General features: G+C 70.7%; 17 protein-coding genes and 2 pseudogenes. 11 read left to right on the plus strand and 8 right to left on the minus strand.

The annotated features are described in order from the left end of the window. The first annotated feature begins 76 nt into the window (after positions 1-76). The 3 genes from CGL27_RS07305 (at position 77) to CGL27_RS07315 (ending at position 2731) form a co-directional block, all read left to right on the plus strand. Positions 77-886: an N-acyl homoserine lactonase family protein gene (locus tag CGL27_RS07305; RefSeq protein WP_119985403.1), complete on the plus strand. Its 810-nt coding sequence runs from the start codon at positions 77-79 to the stop codon at positions 884-886. 77 nt (positions 887-963) lie between these two features. Then, entirely contained in the window at positions 964-2253 is a 1290-nt protein-coding gene (locus tag CGL27_RS07310; protein ID WP_078645291.1) for a hydroxyacid-oxoacid transhydrogenase, read from the plus strand. A 13-nt stretch (positions 2254-2266) separates the two neighbouring features. Beyond that, complete coding sequence (locus CGL27_RS07315; protein ID WP_119985405.1) at positions 2267-2731, plus strand: zinc ribbon domain-containing protein; 465 nt, start codon at positions 2267-2269, stop codon at positions 2729-2731. A 50-nt stretch (positions 2732-2781) separates the two neighbouring features. On the opposite strand, the gene CGL27_RS07320 is transcribed toward CGL27_RS07315, so the two are convergent. Next, positions 2782-3696, minus strand: a complete 915-nt coding sequence (locus tag CGL27_RS07320; RefSeq protein WP_119985407.1) for a VOC family protein — start codon at positions 3694-3696, stop codon at positions 2782-2784. A 155-nt stretch (positions 3697-3851) separates the two neighbouring features. After that, positions 3852-4508 (minus strand): TetR/AcrR family transcriptional regulator C-terminal domain-containing protein, encoded by a 657-nt coding sequence (locus tag CGL27_RS07325; protein WP_078645286.1) that lies wholly within the window; start codon positions 4506-4508, stop codon positions 3852-3854. A gap of 126 nt (positions 4509-4634) precedes the next feature. Between CGL27_RS07325 and CGL27_RS07330 the strand changes: the two genes are divergently transcribed. The 3 genes and pseudogenes from CGL27_RS07330 to CGL27_RS51585 all read left to right on the plus strand — a co-directional run bounded on the left by CGL27_RS07330 (position 4635) and on the right by CGL27_RS51585 (position 6236). Continuing rightward, positions 4635-5447 carry an SDR family oxidoreductase gene (locus CGL27_RS07330; RefSeq protein WP_119985408.1) on the plus strand — a complete coding sequence of 271 codons (813 nt, stop codon included), beginning with the start codon at positions 4635-4637 and terminating at the stop codon, positions 5445-5447. Positions 5448-5671: 224 nt separating this feature from the next. Continuing rightward, a pseudogene (locus CGL27_RS51580) lies at positions 5672-5965 on the plus strand (NAD(P)H-binding protein); the annotation flags it as partial. Between the two features lie 85 nt (positions 5966-6050). After that, positions 6051-6236 (plus strand): hypothetical protein, encoded by a 186-nt coding sequence (locus CGL27_RS51585; protein WP_240451077.1) that lies wholly within the window; start codon positions 6051-6053, stop codon positions 6234-6236. Positions 6237-6255: 19 nt separating this feature from the next. Here CGL27_RS51585 and CGL27_RS07345 read toward each other — a convergent pair whose 3' ends face one another. Beyond that, complete coding sequence (locus CGL27_RS07345; protein ID WP_078645281.1) at positions 6256-6654, minus strand: RidA family protein; 399 nt, start codon at positions 6652-6654, stop codon at positions 6256-6258. Between the two features lie 115 nt (positions 6655-6769). Next, positions 6770-7693: an alpha/beta hydrolase gene (locus tag CGL27_RS07350; RefSeq protein WP_119985410.1), complete on the minus strand. Its 924-nt coding sequence runs from the start codon at positions 7691-7693 to the stop codon at positions 6770-6772. Between the two features lie 153 nt (positions 7694-7846). On the opposite strand from CGL27_RS07350, the gene CGL27_RS07355 reads away from it, so the two are divergent. The 4 genes and pseudogenes from CGL27_RS07355 (at position 7847) to CGL27_RS07370 (ending at position 11856) form a co-directional block, all read left to right on the plus strand. Beyond that, on the plus strand, positions 7847-8503 hold the full coding sequence (locus CGL27_RS07355) for a hypothetical protein (RefSeq protein WP_162952898.1): 657 nt from the start codon (positions 7847-7849) through the stop codon (positions 8501-8503). 553 nt (positions 8504-9056) lie between these two features. Then, positions 9057-9602, plus strand: coding sequence for a WD40 repeat domain-containing protein (locus CGL27_RS49855; RefSeq protein ID WP_162952899.1), 546 nt, complete (start codon positions 9057-9059; stop codon positions 9600-9602). A gap of 441 nt (positions 9603-10043) precedes the next feature. Further along, positions 10044-11060: pseudogene (locus CGL27_RS07365) on the plus strand (chitinase); the annotation flags it as partial. Positions 11061-11166: 106 nt separating this feature from the next. Next, positions 11167-11856 carry a hypothetical protein gene (locus CGL27_RS07370; RefSeq protein ID WP_119985416.1) on the plus strand — a complete coding sequence of 230 codons (690 nt, stop codon included), beginning with the start codon at positions 11167-11169 and terminating at the stop codon, positions 11854-11856. Positions 11857-11882: 26 nt separating this feature from the next. On the opposite strand, the gene CGL27_RS07375 is transcribed toward CGL27_RS07370, so the two are convergent. Further along, on the minus strand, positions 11883-12566 hold the full coding sequence (locus CGL27_RS07375) for a TetR family transcriptional regulator (protein ID WP_119985418.1): 684 nt from the start codon (positions 12564-12566) through the stop codon (positions 11883-11885). A gap of 69 nt (positions 12567-12635) precedes the next feature. Between CGL27_RS07375 and CGL27_RS07380 the strand changes: the two genes are divergently transcribed. Beyond that, complete coding sequence (locus CGL27_RS07380; RefSeq protein WP_119985419.1) at positions 12636-13511, plus strand: SDR family NAD(P)-dependent oxidoreductase; 876 nt, start codon at positions 12636-12638, stop codon at positions 13509-13511. A 73-nt stretch (positions 13512-13584) separates the two neighbouring features. On the opposite strand, the gene CGL27_RS07385 is transcribed toward CGL27_RS07380, so the two are convergent. From CGL27_RS07385 to CGL27_RS07395, 3 genes are all read right to left on the minus strand, one after another. Then, positions 13585-14148 (minus strand): TetR/AcrR family transcriptional regulator, encoded by a 564-nt coding sequence (locus CGL27_RS07385; RefSeq protein WP_078645269.1) that lies wholly within the window; start codon positions 14146-14148, stop codon positions 13585-13587. A 71-nt stretch (positions 14149-14219) separates the two neighbouring features. Beyond that, entirely contained in the window at positions 14220-15611 is a 1392-nt protein-coding gene (locus CGL27_RS07390; RefSeq protein WP_119985421.1) for an amidase, read from the minus strand. Further along, positions 15598-15807, minus strand: coding sequence for a hypothetical protein (locus CGL27_RS07395; protein ID WP_014059066.1), 210 nt, complete (start codon positions 15805-15807; stop codon positions 15598-15600). Before CGL27_RS07395 ends, CGL27_RS07390 begins: the two co-directional genes overlap by 14 nt. Between the last annotated feature and the right edge of the window lie 169 nt (positions 15808-15976).

The raw sequence follows: 15976 nt of genomic DNA on the forward strand, positions 1-15976 counted from the left end.
CCGCCCACTGCCCTCCCCAACCCACACCTACTGACCCGTATGTTTCCCGATGTTTCCCGACCGGAGGTGAAGCTCCATGACCGCCAACAAAGTCCACGTACTGAGCTGCGGAGCGATGAGCTGCGATCTGACGTGGCTGCTGCTCAAGGCCGGCCGTACGATGCGGACGCGCACCGAGCACCAGCGGCCGCCCGAGTGGTACTCCTGCACCACCCACTGCGTCCTCGTGGAAACCCCTGGGGGCACCCTGCTGTGGGACACCAGCTGTCCCCGTGACTGGGAGACCCGCTGGGCCCCGACCGGTCTGCAGGAGTACTTCCCCTACGACCAGGTGAGCGACGAGGAGTATCTCGACGCGCGGCTCGGCCAGCTCGGCGTCCAACCCCAGGACATCGACTACCTGGTCCTGTCCCATCTGCACTTCGACCACGCCGGGAACATCGGCATGTTCACCGGCACCGGCGCGAAGCTGGTGTGCCACGAGAAGGAGAAGGAGTTCGCCTTCGGCTTCGACGGCGCCTTCAACGGTGCCCACCTCAAGGCGGACTACGCGGCGTGTGACTTCGACACCGTCAGCGGCGACACCGAGATCCTGCCCGGTGTCACCCTCATCGAGGCTCCCGGGCACACCCCCGGCACCATGGCGATGAAGGTCGAACTGCCGGAGACCGGGACCATGCTCTTCACCTCGGACGCCGTCTATATGGGTGACTCCTACGGCCCGCCGGCCACCCCCGCCGCCATCGTCAACGATCTGTCCGCCTGGTACGGCTCGGTGGAGAAGATCCGCGGCATCGCCGAGCGGTCGGACGCCACCGTCGTCTTCGGCCACGACGCCGAGCAACTGCGCACGATGCGGCTCGCCCCCAGCGGCTTCTACGCCTGATCGTCCGGGTCCCGGTCGGCGCTCCGGTACCGTTCGCCGCGCCGCTGGGACCCAACCGATCCCCAGGAGGGACGCGTATGAGCACCACCGCTCCGGCCGGACCCGAGTCAGTTTTCACCTACGGCGCCCCGGCGCTGAAGTTCGGGCCGGGAGCATCCGACGAGATCGGCTACGACCTCGCCCAGCACGGGGCCCGCCGGGTCCTCGTGATCACCGACGCCGGGGTGGCCGCCACCGGCGCGCCGCACCGCATCGCCGAGCGGATGACCGCGTTCGGCATCGAAGCCCACGTCTTCGACGGCGTACACGTGGAGCCCACCGACGTCAGCCTGCGGCAGGCGGTGGACCATGCGCTGGCGTCGGGCCCGTGGGACGCCTTCGTCGCGGTGGGCGGCGGCTCCAGCATCGACACCGCCAAGGCCGTCAACCTGCTCAGCACCAACCCCGGCGAGCTGATGGACTACATCAACGCGCCGGTGGGCCGGGCGCTGGCGCCCGTGAACCCGCTGGGGCCGCTGGTCGCGGTCCCCACCACCACCGGAACCGGCGCGGAGAGCACCACCATCTGTGTGCTGGACGTCCTGGAGCTGAAGGTCAAGACCGGCATCAGCCACGCCCGCCTGCGGCCCACGCTCGCGGTCATCGATCCGGACCTGACCTTCACCCAGCCCGCCGGGGTGACCGCCGCCAGCGGCATGGACATCCTGTGCCACGCGCTGGAGAGCTACACGGCCCGCCCGTACGACACCTACCCACACAAGCGCCCCGAACAGCGCGTGCCGTACTGCGGCGCCAATCCCATCTCCGACGCGTGGTCGGAACGGGCGCTGCACCTGCTCGCGCAGTCCTTCCGCACCGCGGTCCGCGACGGCGACAACCCCCAGGCGCGGTCCGACATGGCGCTGGCGGCAACCTTCGCCGGTCTCGGATTCGGCAACGCGGGCGTCCACATCCCCCACGCCAACGCCTACCCGATCGCCGGACGGGTGAAGGACTTCCACCCCGCCGGCTACCCCGCACACGAGCCGATGGTGCCGCACGGAATGGCGGTCTCGCTCACCGCGCCGGAGGCGTTCCGCTTCACCTTCTCCGCCCAGCCCGAGCGGCATCTGCGGGCCGCGGAACTCCTCGCCCCGGGGATGGAACGCCCCGCCGACCCCGCCGAGTGTCTGCCCACCGCGATCGAGCAGTTGATGCGCGACATCGGCATGCCCAACGGCATCGGCGGTGTCGGCTACGGCGAGGGAGACATCCCGGCGCTGGTGGAAGGCGCCATGAAGCAGCAGCGACTGCTGTCCACCGCTCCGCGCACGGTCACCGAGGACGACGTGGCCGGCATCCTCAACCGCTCTCTGACGCTCTGGTGATGTGAGGGACCCCATGGCCATCTATGAACTCGCCTGCGAGACCGGACACCGCTTCGAGGTGATCCAGTCGTACAGCGCACCGCTGCCGAGCTGCCCGGAGTGCGGCGGCGCCACCCGCAAGATACCCAGCAGCTTCGCCCTGGGTGGCGCCGCCACCGTGCCACCGCCGCCGGAGCGGATGCCGCAGACCTGGAAGGGGACGTACCGCGGCGACCGTGAGTACGTCACCGACCTGCGGCGCACGGCTGAATCCCGGCAGAAGCTGGAGGAAAAGCACCCCGAACTCGCCGGCGACCGGCGGCCGATCGTCGCTCACGAAGGCAGATACGAGGCAGCGCCGCTGCGCGCGGGCGACGCGGTGCCCGCTCCCTCCGAGGGATCCGGGCACGGCCACGGCCACTCTCACGGGCACGGCCATGGGCACGGGCACGGGCACGGCCATGGGAGCGCCAAGAGCCGCCCCGCAACGGACGACTGAGCCCTCGATCGTCGATTCCCTGGTGACGGCCCGCCACGGCCGGGTGGAGGTCAGGAGGGCTTCTGCTCCTGGTTGACGATGAAGTCGGCAGGCATCTCGGGGCTCCAGACAGCGGGCGGGCAGTCCCAGTCGCCCGCCTTCCAGTTCTCGGTGATGCAGTCCATGTCGCTGGAGTACTCGATCCAACTGCCCCACGGGTCCTGGATGTAGTGGAAGAAGTTGGAGCCCAGTGTGTGCCGGCCGAGGCCCCAGCCATGGCTGTGGCCCGCGGCGGCCATGGTCCGCGCGCCCAACGCGATCTGGTCGATGTCGGCGACCTCCCAGCTCGAGTGGTGCAGGCCGGGGTGGGTGCCGGACACGAAGCCGAAGACGTGGTGATCGCCGGGGCCCGAGTTCATGAAGGTCGCCATGGACCGGACGCGGTCCGAGAGCCGCAGGCCCAGGGTGCGGGCGTAGAACGCCTCGGACGCGTCCAGATCCGTACTGAAGATCAGCATGTGGCCAAGTCGTCGGGGGCGCGGCTTCTCGTCGGCGGTGAGCCAGCGGGCCTGGTCGACGCGGCGGACGCGATCGCCGAAGTTGGGCTCGTGCGCGTCCGTGGTGCCGAAGTCCCGCCAGGAGCTGATCTCCTCGTCCCGCAGATTCAGCAGATTGCCCTCGTGGTCACGGAACCACAGGCCACCCGGCAGCTCGGCGGGGGCGTCGAGCAGGCGGACACCGAGGCCCTCCAGGTGGCGCTGCCATTCGGGCAGGGACCCCGGCTCCACGGCGAACGCCACATGGTGCAGCCGCTTGACCGGCCCTTCCACCAGCACCGTCTGGTCCTGCTCACGGCCGTCACAGCGGATGGCCACGGCGTTGCCCCGCTCGGCCGTGCGCAGGCCGAACGCGTCGTAGAAGCTCTGCCCCGTGTCCAGGGAAGGCACCTGGAGTCCGTAGTGCAGAAGGGCTTTGACACGCAACATAGGGTGTTCTCCTCACTTCGGGTGCACCATGCGATCGTCCCCGATGTCCGGTCCCCGGCGCACGGTATGTGGCCACACCGCGGCCCTCAGGATGGACAGCGGTCGCCTCTCTCCCGGCATCGGCGAGGACCGCACGCCGATGCCTTTCGCATGGCTTACGAAACCGACCCGGAAGCAGAATCGCTGCCCCCCTTCCGGACGCCCACCCGCCACCGAACCCCGTCAAGGATCCCTCCCACGCCGTCGGCGAAGCGTTCGTCGGGGCTCGCCGTCTCGAAGGCGGCCAGGCCCGCGGCGAGTTCGGGGAAGTCGCCGGCGGCTGCCACCACCCGTTCCGGGTCCCACTGCTTCGCGGCGCGCAGTTCGTCGCGCGCCTGCTCCTCGATGGTGTGACCGAGGACGAAGTGCAGCAGGCCGAAGACCGTGCCGGTCGCCTGGGCGCGCGGCAGCCCCGCGTCGGTGAGGGCGGCGAGGAGCGCGTTGCCGAGTCGGAGCGTGTGGGGGCCGCTGACGAAGGTGCCCGCGTGCAGCCGCGCGCCATCGCGGTGCGAGAGCAGTGCGTCGCGCAGGCCCCGCGCCAGCACGGCCACGCGCTCGTCCCACGGCAGGGCCTCGTCCGGGTCCGGGACACCGGAGACGAGTTCCTCCGCCATGGCGTCGAGCAGCGCGCGCTTGTCCGCGAAGTGCCAGTACAGCGCGCTGGGGCGGACGTCGAGCGCGGAAGCCAGCCTGCGCATCGTGAGACCGGCGAGCCCCTCCTCCTCGAGGAGCCGCATGGCCCCTTCAAGCACATTGGATCGCCTCAGGCGCATGCTCTCTCCGTTCCTCACCGTTCTGTTCTGCCTTGACAGTATGGCTTAGGCAGTCCTAACTTGAACACCGTTCTACTAGAACACTGTTCAAGTCGGTACTCGCCAAGGACATCGAGGACATCTCCCATGGCCAAGACATGGTTCATCACCGGCACCTCCCGCGGCTTCGGCCGGGAATGGGCGCTCGCCGCGCTCGACCGCGGCGACCGGGTCGTGGCCACGGCCCGCGACACCGCCACCCTGGCACCGCTGACCTCGCGCTACGGCGACGCGGTGCTGCCGATCCGCCTCGACGTCACCGACCGCACCGCCGTCGAGGGTGCCGTCGCCCGCGCGGTGGAGCACTTCGGCGGCCTGGACGTCGTCGTCAACAACGCCGGTTACGGCCTCTTCGGCATGGTCGAGGAGGTCACCGAGGCGGATGCGCGCGCCCAGTTGGAGACCAACCTCTTCGGGGCCCTGTGGGTCACCCGGGCGGTGCTGCCCCAGCTCCGCGCGCAGGGGCACGGCCGCATCCTCCAGGTGTCATCCATCGGCGGGGTGTTCGCGCTGCCCGGCCTCGGCCTCTACCACGCCTCCAAGTTCGCCCTGGAGGGCCTCACCGAATCACTCGCCGCCGAGGTCGCCGGCTTCGGTATCAAGGTGACCCTCGTGGAACCCGCCGGATACGCCACGGACTGGGCCGGATCCTCCTCCGCGCACGCGGAACGGCTGCCCGCCTACGACGACTTCCGCGCCACGATGCACCGCGCCGCGGCGGTGCGCCAGGACCCCGCGGCCACCCGGAAGGCGATCCTCACGCTCGCCGACGCCGACGAGCCGCCGCTGCGGTTCTTCCTCGGCACGGGACCGCTCGATCTGATGCGCCAGGTCTACCCGGCGCGGCTCGCGGAGTGGGAGCGCTGGGAGGCGGTCTCCACCGGAATCGCGGGGGGCTGACTCCGGGTGCCGAGCGGCGACCGACTGCTCACGGGGCACCCAGGCTCCGACGGGCATACCTTCCGTGCAGGGCTGATGGGGCGGTGGTGTGGCGTCTTTCATGACCACTCCCAATCGGCGGTCTCGGCCGCCAGTAGTCGGGCGCGCGCGTCACTATGAACATCCACCATCCGCAGAGTCCTCAACCGCCTGAACATCCCTCCCGCGCCCAATGGCTGACCGCTATGGCGTGGCGACACTCCCTGCGGAGCAATCGTCAAGGTGGTGGATCGGGTGAGCCGCCGGAGGTGCGGGACGCGGTGGATGCCGTGCCGGTCGACCAGTACGACGCCGATGCGGTGGTGGCGGCGACCGCCGATCTCGACGCGCTGTTCTGGGTGAACCCCGCCAGCGGCAGCGGGGATCCGCTCGCCGAATACGACCGCGCCACCAGGAGCGTGGTCCGCGCCGTCACCGAGAACCGGATCGGCCGCGTCGTCTTCCAAAGCAGCGTAGGCGCCGAGAAACGTCATGGTGCCGGTGAGATCGACGGCCTGGCTCAGCGACATCCTTACCGCTGCCACCGGTCGGCGGATCGGCGTCGAACAGATCACGGACGACGCCATGCGCACCCAGCTCCACCAGGCGGGGATGACCGAGAGCCTGGTCGAGGCCGTGATCGGAATGTCGACGGGCCTGCGCGAAGACTTCGTACCCGAACAGCGCCGTAGCCTCCGGACCACCGCCCCGACCACCCTCGCCACCTGGGCCTACGACCACCTCCGGCACCGGCTCGCCGAGGCGTCGTAAGTCATCCGGAGTCATCCGGTCACTCGGCCACCACCGCGAGTGCCTCGATCTCCATGAGGAACTCCGGCCGCACCAGCGAGACGACCTGCACCGCCGAGGCGGCCGGCAGCCGGTCGTCGGGTATGTGAAGGGCGCGGGCCTCGCGGATGGCGGGCATGTGGGCCATGTCCGTGACGAAGTAGGTCAGTTTGATCACGTCGTCGAACGTGGCACCGGCGGCGCCGAGGCAGCGTCGCAGGTTCTCGAAGACCTGGCGGGCCTGGGCCGCCGGGTCTCCCTCGCCGACGATGCTGCCCGCCTCGTCCAGCGCGAGCTGGCCGGAGACGGCCACGAAGTGCCCGGTGCCCTTGACGACATGGGAGTACTGGGCGGCGGGCGCGACCCCGTCCGGGGCGGGGATCCTGATCAACTCACTCATAGGTGCAGCCCTATCACGGGCCCGGCACCGCCCGCCCCCGATATCCCTTGGTCAGGGCGTCCATGAGAAGGGCGACGAGCCGCCACCGAATCGGCCGCCTACCGCGAAGTGGCACTCACGCCACGGGAAGGTGCTCCTCCGCGAAGGTGACGGCATCGGCGACGGCCTTGTCCGCGGCCGGGAGGTGACCGGCGAGGAGATGCCATACGTGTCCCATCCCCGGTGCGACGTCCAGTCGGGTCGGCACGGCGTCCTCGGCCAGTTTGGCGGCCAGCCTGATGGCGTCGCTGAGCATGACCTCATGACCGCCGATCTGGATCAGTACGGGTGGCAGTCCGCGCGTGTCGGCGAAGACCGGGGAGGCCAGCGGGCTGTTGTGCGGGGCACTGCCCAGGACCACCTCAGCGGCACGGCGCAGCCCTTCGCGGCTGACGGACGGGTCGACGGCGTCCAGGGTGAACATCGTGGCCCCGGTGTGTTCCAGGTTGGCCCAGGGAGAGATGGCGATCGAGGCGGCCGGCATCGGAAGGCCCTGGTCACGGGCCGCGACCAGGGCGCTGACCGCCATCGCGCCACCGGCCGAGTCACCGGCGAACACCACGTTCTCCGGCGCCACTTCCTGCTCCAGCAGCCAGCGGTAGGCCGCCACGGCGTCATCGACGGCGGCCGGGAAGACCGCCTCCGGGGCCAGTCGGTAGTCCGGCACCAGAGCGCGTGCGCGCAGGCGCCGGACGAGGGCGCCGACCAGGCCACGGTAGCCCTGCGGATCCCCCACGAGGTACGCGCCACCGTGCAGATAGACCAGGTGCCGACCGGGGACGGGGTCAGCGGGGGTCGCATACTCGGCGGCCACCCCGCCCGCGTTCACCTGGCCGAAGGTCACCCCGTCCGGCGCCGGAAAGCTGTCCTGGAAGAACGTCCGGTAGGCGAGCCGGATGTCCTCCAGGGTGTCGGGCCCCTTCCCGGCGGCCGCGTCGAAGACGCCTCCGCTGCGGATCGCCCACTCCTGGTAGAAGGCGGGGACATCGATCGAGACCATGACTGATCCTCCTCAGAACACGTGAACAGCGACTGCGTTCCAGCCGCGCCCTGCGAGTCTCAGGCCCTCACATCAGTGTGAAGGTCAAACGGGAGCGAGAACTCAACAGCGCGCCCGGGACCGGTCCCGACGGGGGTCCATACGGTGGCGGGCATGGTTCGAATGACGCGCCGCGGCGTGCTGGTCGGTGTGGCGGCCTTGGTGCTGGCGCTGGCCGGTTTCGGCGGGTATCTGTGGTGGCCCGCCCCCACTCTTGACGCCGCCGACGTTGACGCGGTGCTGCCGACCAAGCGTGACCTGCCCGGGTTCATCCCGCACGACGGGCTCACCGGATCCCTCTCGGTGCCGACCGGCAACAAGGACGGCAGATCCGTGCTGGCCGGCGCCGACCTGGACAAGCAGTGCCGCAAGTGGCGCAAGGAAGGCGACGACTGGGCGTGCCGACACCTGCGCGGGGTGGGCATGGTCGTGCTCGAGCGGTCGGAGAACGTGTTCTTCCGGGTCAAGTCCGACGTCCTCGCCTACGACGACGAGGACGCGGCGAAGGCAGCCTGGAACGGACTGGTGGCCGCCAACCGCGACGCGATCGACAAGATCCCAGCCGCCAAGGAGCACTCGTCCGACCTGGGGGATGCGGGCCGGACCTTCGAGGCCCCGGGCGTCACGGTCCTGGCGATCCGGATCGAGACGGTCGTCATGGAGGCCATCATCTGGGACGGGAGCGACCAGGTGAGCAAGGAGGACGAGGACGCGATGGTGAAGAAGTGGCCCACGCTGCAGCTCTCGAAGATCGAGGAACGGCTCGGCTGATCAGCGGTGGCGCATGCCGCGGCCGCGGCGGTACCGGTCGTCGGCACGACCGACGGCCTTGACGGGAAGAGTGGCGACGTGGACGAGCGGACGGCCCTCCCTCCGGGCGAGAACGTCCCCTCCGGCGGCGGCTCCGGCTCCGGCTCCGGCTCCGGGGAGCATGAGGGCGAGCGGCTACGGGCCGAACGCGACCGCCTCCGGGAGGAGGTCGCCCGGCTCAGGCTCCAAGTGGAGGAGCAACGGGCCGCCGCCGCAGCCGTCTTGCCCGACCCCGCGCCAGAGGGGGCGGCGGCCGGGGGCACGGGGAAAGCGGCGGATGGCGTACTCGCCGCCCGCGTACCCCAGGAGCCGCCACCCTCGGCCGCTCCATACGCCCCGTACGCCCCTCCGAGTTCGGCCCCTTCCCTCGCGCATCCTCGCGATACGGGGATCTCCCGCCGCGGCCTGCTCATCGCCGGCGGGGCCGCCGTGGTCGCCGCGGGCGCAACCACCGCCGCGCTCCTCGCCCTTGACGACGACTCGTCCTCCTCCCCCCGCGCCCGCCCCCCGGCCCGTGACGAGCATTCCCGCCCACCCCACGATCCGCCGCCTCGCCACCCTCAGGGGCCACACCGGCACCGTCGGCGGCTTGTGGTTCAGCCCGGACGGGAAGACCCTCGCCAGTGTGGACGAGTCCGGCATGGACGGCGTGCGGCTGTGGGATGTGGCCACCCGCACGCAACGCCCGCAACCGCCGAACGACTTCTTCGGCGGCTCCAACCACATGGCCTTCAGCCCTGACAGCAAGGCCCTGGCCGTCGCCGGCAGCTCCACCGACGTCCGCTTCTTGGACCCGCTCACCGGCAAGGAGCGCGGCAGGCCCCTCGACAGCCACGTCGGTTCCGTCACCGGTCTGGCCTACTCCACGGACGGCAAGAGCGTCCTCACCGCCGACTACAGGGGCCTGCACCTGCGGGACGCCGCCACCCACAAGCACCGAGCCACCATCTCCGTCCCCGGAGGCCCGTCCATCGCCCAACTCGCGTTCAGCCCCGACGGCCGCACCCTGGCCACCCTCGGCTTCCAGGACAAGACGATCCACCTGTGGCGTCTGGAGTAGTCCCGTGTGCCGCGAGCCGCCGCCCTCGGCGGTCGGCCACATGCGGCCGTCGGGCGTTCCCCTGCCGACCGCCAACAGGCCAACCGGCGAGGCCGGAGCGGCGGGGCTTGAGCAACCAGGCGCCTCACGGGGGCGGGAGCCGACCACGGCGACCTAGTGCGGGACCTCGAAATTGGACCGTACCATTGACACCCACTGGTCTAGTCCTGTTTTCTCGTGGGCGCGCAGCCTCCCCCCACGCCGTCCGATCATCCCGTCCCACCTCGGTTCGGCTCCGCCTTCCCCCCACACCAAGGAGCGGTCCCCATGAGCCTCCGTTTCCCCTTGACCAAGAGGGTTCTGACCGGCATGTGCGTCTCTGTCGCCACGGCCGGACTGCTCGCCACGGTCTCGGCGACGACCGCCGACGCGGGTACCACCTCCGCCACCGCGAAGGCGGCACTCCCCGAGCACGCGCTCGTGGGTTATCTGCACTCGAGCTTCGCCAACGGCTCCGGATACACCCGAATGGCCGATGTCCCCGACAGCTGGGACATCATCGACCTGGCCTTCGGCGAACCCACCTCCACCACCTCCGGCGACATCCGCTTCAGCCTCTGCCCGCAGACCGAGTGCTCGAACGTCGAGTCGGAGGACGAGTTCAAGGCCGCCATCAAGGCCAAGCAGGCCGCGGGCAAGAAGGTGCTGATATCCATCGGCGGGCAGAACGGCCAGGTGCAGCTCACCACCACCGCCGCCCGTGACAAGTTCGTCCAGTCGGTCGGGGAGATCATCGACCGGTACGGACTGGACGGCCTGGACATCGACTTCGAGGGCCACTCGCTGTCGCTGGACGACGGCGACACGGACTTCAAGAACCCGAAGACCCCCGCGATCGTCAATCTCATCTCGGCCGTGAAGTCGCTCAAGGCGAAGTACGGATCCGACTTCACCCTCACCATGGCCCCGGAAACGTTCTTCGTGCAGCTGGGCTACCAGTTCTACGGTTCGGGCCCCTTCGGCGGCCAGGACCCGCGCGCCGGGGCGTATCTCCCGGTCATTCACGCACTGCGGGACGACCTCACCCTGCTGCACGTCCAGGACTACAACTCCGGGCCGATCATGGGGCTCGACAACCAGTTCCACACCATGGGCAGCGCCGACTTCCACATCGCGATGACCGACATGCTGCTCACCGGCTTCCCCGTCGCGGGCGACACCAACAACGTGTTCCCGCCGCTGGACCCGTCCCAAGTGGCGATCGGTCTGCCCGCGAGCCCCAACGCGGGCAACGGCCACACCCAGCCCAGTGAAGTGACCAAGACCCTGAACTGCCTGACGAAGAAGACCGACTGCGGCGGCTATCAGCCCCACGGGAGCTGGCCCGCCCTGCGCGGGCTGATGGCCTGGTCGATCAACTGGGACAGCTTCAACGGCGGCGAGTTCGCGAAGAACTTCGACGCCTACTACGGCGGCTAAAGCCGTATCGGACACCTCACGGTGTGGGGCGCGGGGCCGCCGGGATCGGCCCCGCGCCCCACACCGGTTTCAGGGCTTGTCCGTGGGAAGCGCGTTTCCGCGGGCGATGGGCGGGGACCCACCCGGTGTGAGCCGAGAACGCGGCAAGGCCACCGGCCCCGCGCGACTGCGCTTCGACGGATGGATCGCGGGCACAGGCACCTCCTCCGGGACGCGCATCGTGCTGGGACACTGGGAGCGGTCGCCGTTCGGGCCGTTCAGCGACGTGATGCTCGATCGAGCCGACGGCGAACGGCTGCTGCTCGCTCCCACACCGGAGACGGCGGACTTCATCGCCCTCACCTACACCTTCGACGCGGTGCGCATCGTGCCGGTCCGCGTGGGCGTCGAGGCGGGCACCTGGACCGTCACGGCCGGGGCACTGGACATGCGCTTCACCATGGGCCGGCGAGGACCCCTGGGACTTCTGCTGCGTGCCGTGCCCGGCGCACTCGCCCGCCGTCCGGCCTGGAGCGCGCTGCTGGACTTCCCCGCCCGCCTGCTGCTGTCCGGTGTGCGGACTCGCGGCAGCGCCGGGGGCGGTCGCCGTGAGTGGTACGGCGCGCGGGATCTGAGGCCGATCGACGCGGTGTCGGCGGTCTTCGAGGGCGCCGACCTCGGCGTGCTGGCGCCCGTCGAACCCCCTGTGCGCTTCGGGTTCGGTTCGGTGCCCCGGAGGCCCAGCGTCACCCGGATCACCACGACGGTGGCATGGGGCCGGGGCGGGGGCGACGGGCCCCTCGGGCCCGGAGCCTGAGCGCCTCGCAAAGAGCCGCGGGATGGCTACGGGGTGGCGCCCGGGGCCGTCGCGGAGGGGCCCGCGTCGATTCCGGTGAGGAAGGCGGCGAGGACGCGGCGCAGGCGGGGTTCCACCTCGACGACGGCGTGGCCGAGCCGGGGGTCGGTCTCGTAGAGCTCCCGCAGGCGCGGGCCGGGGGTGGCCATCTGCCACAGGGCCCCGGCCATGCTGGTCGCCGCGGCGACCAGGTCGACGGTCTGCGACTCGGTCAGTCCGAGCAGTCGTCGCAGTTCGCCGTCGATCAGCTCGATCTCCTTGAGCGTCACCAGTTTGAAGGCGCGCACCGAGTCGATCGAGACATTGCGCTCAAGGTTCAACGGCGCCTGTGCCAGCAGGTCGCAGAACATCGGCCGAGCCGCCAGCGTGGCGGCGACGACCTCGGCAACCTCCCTGGGCGTCGCATGTGCCCTCCCTTCGAGATCGCCGCGCAGGTCGGCGGACCACTGCCGCCAGCCTTCCGCGGTGAGCAGCAGGAAGATCTGCTCCCTCGTCTCGAAGTAGCGAAGCAGGGCCGACTTGTGCATCCCCACGGCCGCGGCGATGTCGGTGAGGGTGACGTCCCGGACCCCGCGCTGATGGCCGAGCGTACGGGCCGCGTCCAGGATCGCCTCTTCCCGTGCCTGCTTGGCCTGGGTACTGCGGGCACGTTGGAAGGCAGGCGTCGTCATGCCTCACATCATAGGAACTCGTAAGGCAACGGCGTTGCATTATTAAGAGAACGGTGTTGTACTAACGGCATGAAGCAACAGGTCTGGTTCATCACCGGTTCATCCCGCGGCCTCGGCCGCGCCCTGGTCACCGCCGCCGTCGCGGCCGGTGATCACGTCGTGGCCACCGCCCGCGACCCCAAGGCCCTCGCCGAGGCATTCAGCGAGTACGGCGACCGCGTCCATCCCGTCGCGCTGGACGTCACGCGTCCAGAGGCGGCGCAGGAGGCCGTCGAGGCGGCGCTCGCCCGCTTCGGGCGTATCGACGTGCTCGTGAACAACGCGGGATACGCGAATGTGTCACCCATCGAGACATCGGACGACGACGACTTCCGCGCCCAGTTCGAGACGAACTTCTGGGGCGTCTACAACGTCACCAAGGCCGCGCTCCCGACCCTGCGCCAGCAGGGAGCCGGCACCGTCGTGCAGATCTCCTCGATCGGCGGGCGGGTCGGCGGATCGCCGGGCATCGCCTCCTACCAGGCGGCCAAGTTCGCGGTCGACGGCTTCAGCCGGGTCCTCGCCGTGGAGACCGCACCGTTCGGCGTGCGCGTCATGGTCGTCGAGCCGAGCGGCTTCGCCACCGACTGGGCCGGTTCCTCCATGACGGTCCACCCCATCCCCGACGCCTACGACGAGACCGTCGGGGCGATGAACCGGCTGGTGCGGCAGAGCGCGGGCGGAGCGGCCGGGGATCCTCAGCGCGCCGCCGAGATCATCGTGCGGGCCGTCCACCGCGACCAGGTTCCGAGCCATCTCCCGCTGGGCGTGAACGCGACGACCATGGCGCGGGACTACTCCCAGCACCAACTTGCCGAGGCGACCGCCTGGGAGAAGGTCAGCCGCTCGGCCGACTTCGGCGAGCCCTACCCCGCGCAGCTCCCGCCCGAAGGCACGGCCGAGTAAGGATTGTTGGGGGCACACCATGCGTTGAGGGCCGCGACCAGCACGACGGGCGCCCGCCTGCGCGGTCACCCGGTCAACGGCCGCCCTGACCGAGGAGCCCCGCCACGAGTCCGCGAGCATAGGCGGCGTCGAGTCCGGCGGGGCGGAAGAGGATGCGGTACATCAGCGGGGCGACGATGCGGTCGATGACCGTCTCGACCTCGGGGGTGTCGTCCCCGCGTTCGGTCGCGCGGGCCAGGATGAGGTCGACCTGGTCGGCGGCGTAGGCCGAGCACTGGCCGGCGTTGGTGCCGTCGGGGTCGCCGAGCAGGGCGTCGCGGATGTAGGCACGGCCGGCGGGGGAGCCCATCTCGTCGAGGAACTGCTCGGCCCAGGCCGCCAGGTCGGACGCCAGGGCGCCGTGGTCCTTGGGTGCGGTGTCGGGCCGCAGCCGCTCGACCGCCACATCCGACAGCAGCTCCGTGAGGTCTCCCCAACGGCGGTAGATCGTGGACGGGGTGACCCCGGCGCGCTGGGCGACCAGCGGCACGGTCAGGGCGTCGCGGCCCACCTCGGCTTCGAGTTCGCGTACGGCGGTGTGCACCGATGCCTGGACCCGGGCGCTGCGCCCGCCGGGGCGCACCATCTGCCTGCTCATCCCTCCACCTTAAAGCAAATTTCTTGCTTCTAGACAGTGGTGCGCCCCGGCCCGTGCGCCCCAGGCCGCCGTCAGGCCGCCGGTGCGAGCACGCGGGTCGGCCGGGACTGTTCGTAGGCGTGGCCGACCCGCAGGAGCACCTTCTCCCCGAGGGGCCGTCCCAGCAGTTGCATGCCGATCGGCAGGCCCGCCGTGTCGTGGCCGACCGGGACGGACAGCGACGGCACTCCCGTGAGGTTGGCGGGGGCCGAGAGGCGTACGTAGGCGTCGGAGACGGCTTCGACGGTGCCGTCCGCCCAGGTGATTGTCTCCTGGTCGGCCTTCGCCGCGGTCGCCGGGACCGTCGGGGCGACGATGACGTCGACGTCCGCCAGCACGCGCGCCCACTCCTGGCGCATCAGCGTCCGGGAGCGCTGGGCGCGCAGATAGTCCCCGGCGGGCATCAGTTCCCCGGCTTCGAGCAGGGTGCGCACGTCCACCTGGTACAGCTCGGGCACCGCACGCAGGGTGCGCTCGTGGTAGGCGGTCGCCTCCGGCACCATCAGGCCCCACTGAGTGGCCTGGATGTAGCGGGTCATGGGGATCTCGACCTCGACCAGGCGTGCGCCGAGGGCCTGAAGCCGGTCGACGGCCTGCCGGACCGCGGCTTCCACCTCCGTATCGACGTGCTCGAAGTAGTAGTTGCGCGGCACGCCGACGCGCAGTCCGGTCAGGTCCTCGCCCGCGCCGGGACGGTAGTCCTGCGCGGGGGCGGCCAGGGAGGCGGGGTCGCGGGGGTCGTGTCCGGCCAGGGCCGCCAGGACCAGGGCCTGGTCCTCGACGGTACGGGTCAGGGGCCCGACGTGGTCCAGCGACCAGGACAGGGAGGTGACGCCGTGGCGGGGGACGAGGCCGTAGGTCGGCTTGAGGCCGACGACCCCGTTGAGCGCGGCGGGGACCCGGATGGATCCGCCGGTGTCGGTGCCCAGCGCGAAAGTCGCGGCGCCCGCGGCGACGGCCACGGCGGATCCGCCACTGGAGCCGCCTGCGACCCGGCCGGTGTCCCAGGCGTTGCGGGTCTGCGGGGTGGTCAGCCCGTAGGCGAACTCATGGGTGTGGGTCTTGCCGACCAGGACCGCGCCGGCCGCGCCGAGGCGGGCGGCGACCGTGCTGTCCGCCTGCGCGCGGCGGTCGGCGCGGACCCGGGAGCTGGCGGTGGTGGCCACGCCCGCGACGTCGATCAGGTCCTTCAGCCCCATGGGGATGCCGTGCAGCGGGCCGCGCGAACGGCCGGTCGCGATGTCGTCCGCGGCCTCGCGTGCCGCGTGGCGCGCCTGCTCGGCGGTCACCGTGGCGTAGGCGTTCAGGTGGGGTTCCAGCCGCTCGACGCGTTCCAGGACGGAGTCCACCAGCTCGACCGGGGACAGCCGCCCGGCCCGGATCGCGTCGGCGGCCGCGGTGAGGGACAGTTCATACGGCTGCATCGTGCTGCTCCTCTCGCGCACGGTAGGCGGGGGCGGGCGGGGTGTCGCCGAAGTCGAGTTCGCGCAGGACGGCGACGACCGAGTGGATGTGGTTGGCGGTGGCCGCCGCCGCGGCGTGGCGTTCGGGCGGCAGTGGAAGCCCGGCCCGGGCGGCCCAGCGGGCCGCTTCCGGAGGGGTGAGTTCAGCAGCGGACATGGCGTCTCCCTCGTGGGTCGGAGAGGCGGAGCGACCCCGGGAGGAGTGACCCCGGCGATCTCCGGCAACCCCGAAACAAAAGCTAACGGATTGCTTTAGCCGACCGTAGGGCCTACAGTCCCTTAAAGCAAATGTGTCGCTTTTAGCGGGAAGGAGTCCCCTGTCCAGC

The organism is Streptomyces sp. 11-1-2 (assembly GCF_003595545.1).
Lineage (GTDB): Bacteria > Actinomycetota > Actinomycetes > Streptomycetales > Streptomycetaceae > Streptomyces > Streptomyces hygroscopicus_B.